This window comes from Fannyhessea sp., from assembly GCF_986145555.1.
This window is the reverse complement of record NZ_CFRCNA010000004.1, coordinates 66,965-80,494: the sequence shown is the minus strand read 5'-3', so window position 1 is coordinate 80,494 and position 13,530 is coordinate 66,965. Positions and strand designations below refer to the sequence as shown.

General features: G+C 41.3%; 8 protein-coding genes and 1 rRNA gene. All 9 read left to right on the top strand.

Features of this window, described 5'->3' with window-relative positions:
• Nucleotides 1–84: ribosomal RNA gene (gene rrf, locus AC5GD6_RS01695) — 5S ribosomal RNA — on the top strand; the annotation flags it as partial.
• A gap of 922 nt (nucleotides 85–1,006) precedes the next feature.
• Complete coding sequence (locus AC5GD6_RS01690; protein ID WP_491846097.1) at nucleotides 1,007–4,534, top strand: response regulator receiver protein; 3,528 nt, start codon at nucleotides 1,007–1,009, stop codon at nucleotides 4,532–4,534.
• Nucleotides 4,535–4,796: 262 nt separating this feature from the next.
• Nucleotides 4,797–7,508, top strand: coding sequence for a preprotein translocase subunit SecA (gene secA, locus AC5GD6_RS01685; protein WP_311431289.1), 2,712 nt, complete (start codon nucleotides 4,797–4,799; stop codon nucleotides 7,506–7,508).
• The gene (gene prfB / locus AC5GD6_RS01680; RefSeq protein WP_491846096.1) at nucleotides 7,508–8,635 is read left to right on the top strand and encodes a peptide chain release factor 2; all 1,128 of its coding nucleotides are present in this window, start codon (nucleotides 7,508–7,510) and stop codon (nucleotides 8,633–8,635) included. Before secA ends, prfB begins: the two co-directional genes overlap by 1 nt.
• Before the next feature lies 1 nt (nucleotide 8,636).
• Nucleotides 8,637–9,518, top strand: a complete 882-nt coding sequence (locus AC5GD6_RS01675; RefSeq protein WP_061103049.1) for a YitT family protein — start codon at nucleotides 8,637–8,639, stop codon at nucleotides 9,516–9,518.
• A gap of 274 nt (nucleotides 9,519–9,792) precedes the next feature.
• Nucleotides 9,793–10,476 carry a transaldolase family protein gene (locus tag AC5GD6_RS01670; RefSeq protein ID WP_464360024.1) on the top strand — a complete coding sequence of 228 codons (684 nt, stop codon included), beginning with the start codon at nucleotides 9,793–9,795 and terminating at the stop codon, nucleotides 10,474–10,476.
• A gap of 219 nt (nucleotides 10,477–10,695) precedes the next feature.
• Nucleotides 10,696–11,739, top strand: a complete 1,044-nt coding sequence (ftsE, locus tag AC5GD6_RS01665) for a cell division ATP-binding protein FtsE (protein ID WP_048597069.1) — start codon at nucleotides 10,696–10,698, stop codon at nucleotides 11,737–11,739.
• Complete coding sequence (gene ftsX, locus AC5GD6_RS01660; RefSeq protein WP_048597068.1) at nucleotides 11,726–12,652, top strand: permease-like cell division protein FtsX; 927 nt, start codon at nucleotides 11,726–11,728, stop codon at nucleotides 12,650–12,652. The genes ftsE and ftsX overlap by 14 nt, the downstream gene beginning before the upstream one ends.
• Nucleotides 12,653–12,672: 20 nt before the next feature.
• A complete protein-coding gene (locus AC5GD6_RS01655) occupies nucleotides 12,673–13,530 on the top strand; it encodes a hypothetical protein (protein ID WP_491846095.1) in 858 nt (285 codons plus the stop codon).

The window sequence follows — 13,530 nt, the reverse complement described above, 5'->3', positions numbered from 1 at the left end:
TCCCATTCCGAACCCGGAAGTTAAGCCCCCTAGCGCCGATGGTACTGCGGAGTTAGTCCGTGGGAGAGCAGGACGTCGCTGACCAACGAGGGACATTTGTATATCGCGTGTCTTTGGTTGGATGTGCGGTGATATCTGGTTTGTGTTTGTGGGATAACCTCTTATGTTAGATATGTAATATCTTAGATATTCATACTAGGATATTTTTCCTAAGCCTCTGTAAGCCTAAATTCGGCTTGTTGAGTTGTCTGTTGATGTTTTTCTTCTCATTATTTTTTAGTGCCTCTCTAGAATCTTTGTAGGCTGTTCCAGGCGTGCTGCGATACGACTGTGACGCATCAAATTTAAGTGTTAAGGGGAAATTTAAGTCTATGGTTTATTTAATCTACAAGTAATTGCTGAAGCATTCTAATCATAAGTACGATTTTTTTGCTTCACAACTTGTACGTAGTGCCTTTGAGCCTGATTTTTCTCCAATCTTTACGTTATTAAAGATTCTCATACGAGATGGTTAAAACTTTTCCATTTCCTGTATTGCTCGATCCATATTTTTATCATTGATTTATACAGTTCTAAACTCTGATTTTGTCTTTATCGAACCAAAATATATACCGTCTACCGATTAAACAATACCACTTGCCGAACTACAAATATTCGTATTTTTATCATTTATTGAGCAATGCTTGTATTTTTGGTTCCCTTTGAGCTTTGTTTCGCGTTGCTATATTCCTTGCAAAAAATTTACTTCAAAATTTTAATCTTACGTGTTTTGTGCAAGTCTTTTTTCAAATCCGTGCAAGTTTGTTGCAAGTTTTCCAAATTTCGGCTTCATGGGAAACACTCACGCATAAAAATATTCAAAAATCTAAAAAATCTTTCAATTTACTCTTGCATTTTTCTTGCAGATTACTTTTATTTTCATTCAAGTTATGGCTTTTCGTTTTTCTGAATAGAATCCCTAACTTACAAAAAAATAGGTTTCCATAGCTGAATGGAGATGATTGATATGTGTTATTATTCGGATACATTAAAACATTCTGAGATTTCTATTATCTCATGTGATAACTATGCTTTTAGTTCTAATCCAATTTTACTACCCTCTAGAACTTCTTTGCTTGATAAGTATGTACCCGATGACACCAACCGCGGACATATTCTCCTTATCAGTGCTGCTCATGGATGCGGTAAAACTTTCTCTGTTGATACACTTATGCATTATTATGAGCATAATAATTATGAGACTGTACATTTTGACCTGTCTTCCTGTGCGCAGGAAAATCTTTTTAACTTTTTTATACGTCTATACAATAAATTTTCCAAGAAGAATCTTTTAGCGCATCGATATTTTGTTGTTTTTAGCCATGTCTATAGTTTTGATAATCAGGTACATGAACAGCTTATTCGTGTTGCATCTCTGCTTTTTAATACGGATAACCGTATTCTGATTGCAACAAGACCGCAATATTTGCATTTTTATAGAAAGCTTTATCCGCTTGCGCAGCTTGTCAATAAGTCTGATTTGACGGCAAAAATGTCAAACAAATCTCATGGGATTTTGCAAGCCACACATGGGATTGCAGCGCTTAGTTGTGCACTGTTGCGCGATAGAGAACATGATTGCGATATTCATGCGTACAAATCGTCTTATCTTAAAGCGCTTACAAGCTACATGCTTTTCTATATAAATGATTATGGAAAGCATTGTCAGAGCAAGGATCAGAATGCGTGTCAATCATACGTGCCTATGTTATTGCTTCTTTTTAGTTTGGGTTCGTCTCGTTTAGCCGAAGTTGAATCAATATGCAGAAAACTTAATATAGATTATACCGATATTCAAAAATATACGTCTTTAGAGGATGGTTTTATTGAATTTAATTTATACACATCTTCTTTTGAGGTTGCGGGATTATGTGATGATCGTTTATGGCAGTTAGTTATCAAACACTTAGCTCAATATTTTAAGAATTATCCTGAACTGATTTGGGTAGTTGCTTCAAAACTTGCGCAAAGAGGTTCTTATATACGGTGTGCAACCATGCTTAATCTTATAAGTGAGCTCATCTCTACGTCCTGCGATATATCAAGTGGGTCTTTTTTAGAGGATGCATATCTTAAAGAATGTATAGGAATTTTGCTTGAGCGAGGTTATGGTCTTATTTTGTCAGGACAAACCGATGCCGTCCGTTTCTTACTGAAAATTTGCGAATATGCATATGCCAAAACATGGAGCTTTCAATTTTTAAAGCAGGCTTATAACTTACTTACCAATGAATTTCTTCCAGAGCTTTCAAAAAAGACAGAAGATTTGTTATTAAAGGATATGGATAAATCTAACTTGGTTAATGAGACTCACGAGTTAAAGGGCGCCTGCGTTACGCATACAAAGGGCACCTGTGTTGCGCATACAAAGGGAGGCTCAGTTGCGCACACGGCAAAACGAGATGTAGAAGAAGCTGAAAACTTAGAGCAATCTAGCCACCGCACCTCATCTGTTGCAAATACTGTGCTACCACAAACAACGCTGACGAATCCTAATCAAGTACCTCATGCAACAATACTGCAAACAGCTCACAAGAGAATACCATATGTTACCAAGAAAACGAAGGAATACTATGCATATATGGAAGTTGTTCGTTTGCTTGAATATATAAGGGAGTACAGTCGTTTTTCTTTGGACGAATATAAACACTTGCCGCGTTTATCTAAATCTCGTGCACCTTTGGTTTATCACATTATGCAGATGGTCAAACAATTGGTGCAGGGTAATTTTCTTAAAGCACTCCATAGAGCAAGCTTACAAACACATGTGAGTGTGCCACAAACTATATTTGATGTTTTGGAGTGTCACACCAGATATTATGCATATGTTATGCTTGGTCTTCCTCCTGAGGGCACTCTTCCATCTTCAAGCGGTGAAAAAAGTATATTTGCATTTGGTAAGGATTCATCTTTATGCACTTATATAAGTTATTGTGATGAGCTCATTGCCATGCTGTCTAAATTAAAACCTGTGTTTTCCCGAGGAGCTGAGGCAATACGGTGTGCGCAGGAACATGATAATAAAACATTTGAAGTTATTTTTTATATAGCAGATGCTATCAACCATCTTTTACAAGGAAATTATAGACAGGCACTGTCGCGCGCTCAAGCAGGATTCAGTATAGCAACAAGCTTTACTGGAGTGTCTGCAACATACATCCAACAGGTTGCATATTTTATTCATATATGTGCATGTTTGCTTGCTAAAGAGCCCATTAAAACAAAAGACATCAACTGCTGCGAGGGTTTCTTTCAAGACCTTGTAAGCCTTGTTTTATATTCACTGTATGCTAGCAATTGGTTTGATGATAGAGGGTCGATACCATCGCACGCTGTCATACTTAAACCCATAGTAAGCATTCCTTCGAGAAATATGTCGTGGATTTATGCACTGGTGTACAAGCTTTTCCCTACTTGTGTATCTGTGTTTGTGCAAAACACACCGCTTGCATGGCAAAAGACTTTTTTGCAATTCATGAAAACATGCTTTGTTGATTTTTCATGGGATAGCCAACAAACAATGGTATCTATGCAGCCTCAATTTAAGCAAATGGATATATCGCTGGACAAGGGTTTATTGACAAGCGATTTACAAGACAACAAGGTGAATCTACATTCGGACTTAGAGCCTTTGCATGAACTACAGTTATTCTCATGTGGAAAACGCGTCTTTATTCAATGTTTTAATCGCTTTTCTGTTTATGTTGATGGTGTGGCTCAAGATACACGTTTGTTACAAAAACGCCATGTTAATCAGCTCTTAGGATATTTGTCACTGTGCCCCCAACATCGTTCTAATCGTTATAATTTAATCACTGCTATTTGGGGAGATTGCGACTTTGAATATGGTATGGTAAGGCTGTATGAAACCATGAGTGCCGCTCGTAAAGCCATGCATGCAAAAGAGCTACCTCAAAATCCCTTACGTGTTAATAAGAATGAAGGCATGATTTTTCTAGATGATGCCGTAATTACCTGTGATGTTGATATATTTGCGCGCTTATCAAAAAGTATTGTGCATGAAGAACTTAACGATGAAGCTGTGATAGATAAAGGATGTCGTGCACTGACATTATTTGGATCGGGTATTGACGTTATAATCAACGATTTGAATGGTAAGTTTTATGGCTGTTGTGAGGAAATCCAAAACTTATTTGCCACCGTATCGATATTGGTAAGTAATGCTGCGTGCAGACAGGGAAGAATACGGCTTGCTTTACGTGTGATGCAGTCAGCCTTTTCGCAAATGCCTCTTAGAGAGGATATTGTGTGTTATCTTTTAAAGCTGCTGGAAACAAACGATAGAGCGAGCGAGATTCCTCACTATCTTGCGATGTATAAAGCTCAATTACATGCGGTAGGTGTACGTGAGATACCTCGCGCGATACAGCAATTTACGCGTCTTGCTTCGCGCCACACAATAAGCTGTGACTCAAATAGTCAAAATAATTGTATGACAATCAAAATAAATCAAAAAGATAGGTTGCAAAATTAGCTCTGAAAATTAGATCTGAAAAGATATGAGCTATCGTGCCAGAATTGCACATATGGTGCTATACATGCGATAGAATGCGTATGAAGTATAGATAAGGTTATCAAAGACAAAGTGTTATCGTGCATTTTGTGGTGATTGCGCGCAGTTTTACAAGACGAGAACGTGCAGTATCTGCCGAGATGTGCATAAAGAGATTTAATTGCTAGAATAGTAAAGATTACATGTAAAAGTTTGCTTTCTTTGATGGTACAAAAGGATTAACATGCCGAATTTATTTTCACGCCTTCTTTCTCGAGGGGCTGATAAGCAATTAAAAGAATTTCAACAAATTGCTCAATTAGTAAATGAACAGGAAGAAGCCATACAGGCTTTGAGTGATGAGCAACTTCAGCATAAAACTCAAGAGTTCAAAGAGCGTTTTAGCCAGGGCGAAACACTTGACGAGCTACTGCCTGAGGCTTTTGCGGCGGTACGAGAGGCATCGCGTCGTGTTTTGGGCATGCGCCATTTTGACGTTCAGGTTATCGGAGGTATTGCACTCCATCATGGTACTATTGCAGAAATGAAAACGGGTGAAGGTAAAACCCTTGTTTCAACGTTAGCTGGTTATCTTAATGCTATTCCCGAGAAGGGCGTGCATATCGTTACGGTTAATGACTACCTTGCTCGCCGCGATAGCCAGCAAATGGGACAAATTTATAATTTTATGGGCATGAATGTTGGATTGCTTCAAAATGGTATGCAACTTTCCGATAAGAAGCCATCATATAACGCAGACATTACGTATGGTACTAACTCTGAATTTGGTTTTGATTATCTACGTGACAATATGGTTACGCAGGCTTCACAGCGTGTTCAGCGCGGTCATTATTTTGCAATTGTTGATGAGGTTGACTCAATTTTAATTGATGAGGCACGTACACCACTTATTATTTCAGGTGCGGGTACTAAGTCGGCAACTACCTATAAAGATTTTGCACGCGCAGTTCGTGACCTCAAGCCCGAACTTGATTTTGATATGGATGAGGCAAAACATACCATTGCAGCTACGGACATAGGTTTGAAAAAAATTGAAACGCGCTTGGGTATAGACAACATCTATGCCGATATGAGTGGACAGCTTGTTAATCATTTACAACAAGCACTCAAAGCTCAGTATATGTTCCATCGTGATCAGCAATATGTTGTTGCAGATGGTGAAGTAAAAATTGTTGATGAATTTACGGGTCGTATCATGGAAGGGCGCCGTTATTCAGAAGGCCTTCATCAAGCTATTGAGGCAAAAGAAGGCGTGTATGTGCGTGAAGAAAATCAAACGCTTGCAACCATTACCCTTCAAAACTATTTCCGCTTATATGACAAATTGTCTGGTATGACGGGAACTGCCATGACCGAGGATGCTGAGTTTAGAGAAATTTATCATCTTCCAGTACAGGCTATTCCACCTAATCGTCCTGTTCAGCGTCGTGATCTTGATGACCTTGTGTACAGAACGGTGGATGCAAAATTTAACGCAGTTGCACAAGACGTTATTAAACGTCATGCCACAGGACAGCCGTGTTTGGTTGGTACTGTTTCTATTGAGAGCTCTGAGAGACTCTCTCGGATATTGGATAAACGTGGCATTAAGCACGAAGTGTTAAATGCAAAATTCCATGAGCGTGAAGCGCAAATTGTTGCTCAAGCTGGTCGTGAGGGCGCCGTTACTATTGCAACAAATATGGCAGGTCGTGGTACTGATATTCTTTTGGGTGGAAATCCCGATGAGCTTGCGCGTGAATTCATGCGTGAGCAAGGACTCAATCCCGATGAGGTAGATGAGCCTATATTTAACGAATTTAAAATTCGCGCTAAGAGTGTGTGTGAACGAGAAAAGAAAGAAGTTTTAGCTGCGGGTGGATTGTGCGTGATTGGAACAGAACGCCATGAAAGCAGGCGTATTGACAATCAGCTCCGTGGACGTTCTGGTCGTCAAGGCGACCCTGGTGTAACGCAATTTTATCTTTCGCTTGATGACGATCTTATGCGTCTTTTTGGCGGTGATCGTATGGATCGTATTGCTGGGCTTATGGAAAAATATCAAATGCCTGATGACATGCCCATTAAAGCAAAATTGGTTACCAAAGCAGTAGAAGGTGCCCAGCGCAAGGTTGAAGAGATTAACTTTGCTATGCGTAAGAATGTTCTTGATTACGATGATGTTATGAACACACAACGTCAAGTAATTTATGAAGAGCGCAATAAAATTTTGGATGGAAAAGATTTAGTTGCGCACATTCATGAAGTAACGCAGGATACTGTTGAACGTTTTACTACGCATTTTTGTTCTCAAGATCTTGACCCCGATGATTGGGATTTGGAAGGTCTTAAAAAGTGGATGATTGATCTTACTGGTAATGAAGAAGTCCCTAATTTGCCAGATTCTGGATCCTATGATGAACTAGTCGATTTTGTCTATGACTTTGTTGAGGATTGCTATCGCGAAAAATCTGAGCGGCTTTCCGATGACATTATGAAAGAGCTTTCAGCGCAGGTTATGCTTCGCGTTATCGATACGCGATGGATGGCATATCTGCAGGAAATGGATTATTTAAAGACAGGTATTGGGCTGCGTGGTTTTGGACAAAGAGATCCGCTTGTTGAATATAAGACAGAGGCGTTTGCAGCGTTTACCGAGTTGGTTAATACTATGTACGAGGACTTTTTGCGTACTATTTTGCACATTGAGCTTATGGCTTCTCCTGCCCCTCGCGAAAATACCAATCTTGAAGCTGCACGTTACTCTGGACCTCAAGATGTAGATGGTGACCACGGTCCTAAGCATTTTAGAGATTTAGAAAGCCCACATGCTGATGGGAAACCTGCTCCGTATCGAAAAAGCGACCAGGATCCTTATGCGCATGTTGGACGAAACGAAGAATGCCCTTGTGGTAGTGGCCTTAAGTTTAAGAATTGTCACGGCAGGAACAGGTAATGAACGACGTATATGCTGAGAATTTTACTGCGTCTCAATTACACGAACTTGAACAACGCTGTGAACAAGTTGGTATGTATCTGCATATAAATGAACTTCGCTCGCACGTAGATAAACTTACGGTACAAGCAGGCGAGACCACGTTTTGGAATGACGCCGCGCATGCCACTGAAGTTATGGCGCAGCTTGGCGCGCTTAAAGAAAAGCTTAATCAGTATGACAGCGCTCATAAGCTCTTACTTGATGCGCAGGCGGCTTTTGAGCTTGCAGATACATCCTCGCAAGACGACGAAATGCTTATTGAAGCAAAACGACTTGCAAACAAACTCACTAATGTCCTTGATAACTTAGAGCTTAATACCTGGTTTAATGACGAATTTGATACAGGTGCGGCCATTGTTACAATAACGCCAGGTCAAGGCGGTCTTGAGGCGCAGGATTGGTGCGACATGCTCTTTAAGATGTACCTTCACTATTGCGAGCGCAAATCATGGACCGTTGATATTAACGATGCACCGGTAGGTGAGGTTATCGGTATTGATCGCGCAACGTTTACCGTAACGGGTAAGAACGCCTATGGTATGCTGCGTGCCGAGCAAGGGGTGCACCGCCTTGTGCGTATTTCTCCTACCGATGCAAAAAAGCGTCGGCAAACTACCTTTGCGGGTGTTGAAGTTTTACCTGTGCTTCCTCAGACTATTGAAGTGCAGATTGATACTCAAGATATAAGAATTGATGTATATCATGCATCTGGTCCTGGTGGTCAAGGTGTTAATACCACAGATTCTGCGGTGAGGATCACCCATATCCCAACTGGAATAGTAGTAACATGCCAAAATGAACGAAGCCAGTTACAAAATAAGGCCGCGGCTATGCAAATTCTACGTAGTAAGTTGTATGAGCTCGAAAAACAACGCCGTGAGGAAGAACTTGACGATCTGCGTGGTCCTAAACATGATATCTCTTGGGGTAATCAGATTAGAAATTATATTTTGTATCCTTTTCAATTGGTAAAAGACACGCGTACCCAAGTTGAAACGGGAAACGTTGATGCGGTCCTACAAGAGGGGGATTTAGACCAATTTATTATTGCCTATCATAGATGGGCAAGTGAGCGGAGGGGATAACATGCTTTCTGATATTTCGTGGCGCCGTGTGTTAACAGAGAGTTTTTTAGTTATTTTAGGCTCCGCTATTTATGCGCTTGGTGTTGATATCTTTGAAATTCCAAACGGTTTGGCTGCAGGTGGTCTCACGGGTTTAGCAACTATTCTTTCTGCCGTTGCAGCGGAGCTTGGAATTATAGCTCCTGTTGGTTTACAAACAATTTTGATGAACGTGGCATTACTGGTGTTTGTGGTTGTTACTACTCACGATTGGACATATGTTGCCCGAAGTATTTTTGGTATCCTAGTATCCGGTTTTTTTACCGACCTGTTTGCGCCGCTTGTCCCGCATCTTGCTGCTGACGAATTACTGCTTGCGTCCATTTGGGGCGGCGTAATTGTAGGCGTGGGAATCGGCATTGTATTTAGATCGGGCGGCAATACGGGTGGTACGGATATAATTTGTCAGTTGTTGGCAAAACACACCGGTATTGCGCTGGGTACGCTTACCATTATTGTAGACGGCGCTATTGTATTGGCGTCAGTACCCGTTTTTTCTGTACGCAATGCGCTCTATGCAACAATTGCAATGTATATTACGGGTAAGGTTATCGATGCCGTGGTAGACGGTCCTAATACTTCGCGCGTGGCATATATTATCTCTGATCGACATGCTCAGATTGCCAACGAAATTTTATACACCTTGGGTAGAGGCTGTACCGAGCTACAGGCACGCGGTGTTTGGAGTGGCAATAATAAACCTATGCTTATGTGCGTGCTTTCACGTGCGGAAAGTTTGCGCCTCAAACAAATTGTCGCAGAAATTGACGCCGAAGCCATTGTGATTGTTTCAGAGGTACATGAAGCTTTTGGCGAAGGTTTTGGTCAAATTTCGTCTTCGTAAAGCCGCTTATCTCTGATATGGCTGTAGTGTATAAATTTTTGGTTATTGAGTTACTTATACGCTCTAAAAGATCACGTGCTATTTGTATAACTTGTTGTAATCGTTTGTTGGTTTTGTGTACACACATTTATTTTTTACAAATGATAAAACGTTTAACCTAATAAAGATACCATCGAGCGAAAACGAGCACAAGTTGCGCGTTTGCACGGTGCGACTTTTGTACAATAACTCTTAGGTGCACAAAGATTGCACAAGCTGACAGAAGGAGCAACGTATGAAATTCTTTATCGATACCGCTAATTTAGACGAAATTCGCGAAGCTGCTCAGTGGGGTGTATTGTCTGGCGTTACCACGAATCCAAGTTTGTATGCAAAAACTGGAGGAAAACTAGCTGACTTTGAAGATCACATGAAAAAAATCTGTGAGATCGTAGGAAAAGATGTGCCAGTATCGGCTGAGTCGTGTGCAACTACTACCGAAGAAATGATTGCCGACGGTAAACGTTTAAGTGCGCTTGCTCCTAATATCTGCGTTAAGTTGCCCATTTGCGAGGCTTCTTTGCCTGCAACTCATGAACTTGCAGCATGCGGTATTCGTGTAAACATGACTCTTATTTTTAGCGTCACGCAAGCACTTCTTGCAGCTCGTGCAGGCGCACGTTATATTTCTCCGTTTGTTGGCCGTTTCGATGACATTGCCGAAGATGGAATTGACCAGCTTGCTAATGTTGTTGATGCGGTTAAAAATTATTCATACGGTTACTGGGAAGAAGAAGGCGGCCCCGAAATTATTACCGCTTCTGTTCGTACGCCGTATCACGTTGCTCAAGCAGCGCTTTTAGGTGCGGATATTGCTACGATTCCATTTGCAGCGCTTAAGAAGTGTGTACATCATCCTCTTACCGACCAAGGTCTTGCCAGCTTTGCTCATGACTGGGAAAAAGTGAAGAATGCATAAGACGTTTTTGTACAAATAAGCCAGATTTAAGTATCGCAGCGTATGCATGTTTTGTTCATTTATACGCCTATCCATTAAAGTTCCTCGTAGCGCGCAAGATTTTGTCCCGATCTTGCGCGCTTTTTTGTTCGAGCAACAGGGAGCACTGTTGGAATATATTTCATAATTTTGTTAGAATAAACACAGGTATCTATAAATTTACTAGATTAAGGAGCTTCTGTGGCAAACCACTTTCGTGGCAGTGAACAAAGCGGCGAAACTGATGTACGGGTTGATCAAAACCAGTACAGCAATCAAATGACCAATGCTTCGCCCGAGCAGCTTCAACAAAGTCAACCACTGCCCGTCATACAAGAAGAACAAACGCAGCATGAGAACCTTAACATGCAGACAGCTCAAAAGACACAGGTACAAAATAGCCCTATGTCTCATCAAAGTGTGCAGCAGAGTTTAGATGGAAATGCTCAAGCGCATGCCCAAGCTGAAAATCCGCAAAACGGATTTACGCAGGTTTTTGCGCCTCTTTCTTCTGCTGAGCCTGCAGTTGCAAAAGCTGGAAAACCAACAATTGCACTAAGAGATGTGACACTTATTTACCCTGCGCAAAAAGATAAACCGGCATTGAGCCATGTCACGCTCGATATTTACCCAGGAGAGTTTGCATTTGTGGTAGGGCATTCAGGTTCGGGAAAGTCAACGTTTTTAAAGCTTTTAACGCGTGAGCTTCGCGCAACCAAGGGTAAAGTTATTGTTGCGGGTCACGATTTAACGGTTATGCGCAACTGGAAAGTTCCCTATTTACGCCGCCAAATTGGTACGGTCTATCAAGACTTTAAGCTTTTACCAGATAAAACAGTTTACGAAAACGTTGCATTCGCGCTTGAGTGCATCGGAAAGCCAAAGTCTATTATTCGAGCACAAGTCCCCGAGGTTTTACGTCTTGTTGGCTTGGGTGAAAAAATGTCTCACTATCCCGATCAGCTCTCTGGTGGTGAGCAACAACGTGTGTCTGTAGCACGCGCTATGGTAAATAGACCACCACTTTTGGTGTGCGATGAGCCTACAGGTAATCTTGACCCGGCCATTTCGCTGGGCATTATGAAACTACTTGACCGTATTAATCACGCAGGTACCACCGTTGTTATGGCAACGCATGACCGCGAGATGGTTGATTCTATGCGCAAGCGTGTCATAGCGCTTGAAGCAGGTCAAGTTGTTCGCGATCAAGAGAAGGGAGGCTACGGTTTTTATGGTGCTCTCTAATTTAGGTTATTCATTTCGCGAGGTAGGAAGACATTTTAGACGCAATTGGTCTACCGTCCTTGGCGCTATAATCACCATATTTTTATCACTGTTTGTAATTGGTTTGTTTACCATTGCTTCTGCTTTTGTGGCAAATATGGTTGGTACCGTTGAAAATCAAGTAACCATACAGGCATTTTTGTCTGACAATGCAGATCAAAACGATGTTAATGCGCTTAAAAAGAAAATTGAAGGCTGGGATAGTGTAAAAACTGTAACGTATAAAAGCAAAGAGGAAGCTTTAGCTGAATATAAGCAAACCATGAGCAACAGAAATGCTGCTGATGCAGTTGCTGCTTTGGATGGAGAAAATCCCGTTCCAGCTTCGTTGGTTATTAATTTAACTAATCCACAAAGCGTTGAAGACATTGCGTCAACACTGGTTGAGGATACGTTATTCAAAAAAGTTGCTGATGACGCCGATAAACCATCATCGTCGGTACAATACGGGCGTGAAACAGTTGAGCGTCTTTTTAGCGTAACAAATTATTTACGTATTGGTGCAATTGCGCTTATTGTTATGCTTGCTTTTATTGCATTTATCTTTATTAATAACACCATTCGTCTGGCAATTTCTGCTCGTCGTCGTGAGATTGCTATTATGCGTCTTGTTGGTGCGTCCAACGGCTTTATTCGCGGGCCTTTTATGCTAGAAGGTATGCTTGAAGCATTTATTGGTGCACTGTTAAGCATTGCAGTTTTGCAAACTGGCTTGTTACTTGTTATTCCAAAATTGCAATCAAGCTTGCAATTTTTAACCTTTGAGCTTTCTTTGGAAGTGCTGCTTGCAACATATGGTGCTTTAATTCTTATCGGTCTTTTAATTGGTATGTTTGGTTCTATTATTGCAATGAGACGCTATCTTAAGGTGTAGGCGTATATGGGAGTGAGTCTGTGTCATTTATCGATATAAACCAATCCAATTTGGCAGATGAATTATTGGTTGCTGAAAGCCTTTTGTGCCAAGGGGAAGACGATCAAGCGTTAGAGCTCTTGCATAGTCTTGCCGATGATGCAGAAAGCTATATTGCAGCAAATTGTGAAGCTTCTGCTCACGATCAGTGGTTTTCCTTTAATGACATGTTTGAACATTTGGCGTATGCGCGTCTTGAAAATGACCCACGTACCATCCATGATGTGTCTGAACCTTTCTCGCGTATGTATGCCGATTTAGCGCTGGCGTATGCTCATAAAGATAATAAAGAGTTGGCACGTGAGGCACTTAAGCAAGCCGTTCGCTGGAATCCTTTGGATTGCGCTGCACGCCTTAATTTAGCGGATGTGTATCGTCTTTTGGGCAATCACGATGAGTACCTAGCTCTTAGCTATTCTGTTTTGGAGCGTGCAAGTTATGTTGATCATCTTGCACGCGCATTTTGCAATTTTGTTGCCCTGTACCGTGATAAAGGCGATATCGATGTAGCTGCTGCGCTTACGCATGTGATTAAAAGGCTTGATGCGCGCGATGGTAGAGTATGTGCACTCATTCACGAGGTTGCCGATACTGATTTAGACGCAGACAGACTTAGCGACGCTCAAGCGCACGAACTCTTGGAGCAAAATCAGCTCCCCGATGGAGCCAATGCCGATATTGTGTTATGCCTGCTTACCGCGGCTGAAATTCAGCGCAAGCACGGTGACGACCATGAGGCTACTAATCTAACGCTTAGAGCAGTTCATTTGGTAGGCGAAGATATGGTGTATAAACTTCTCGATGAACTTCGCCAAAACGCAGAATCTGAGCAGAATTAA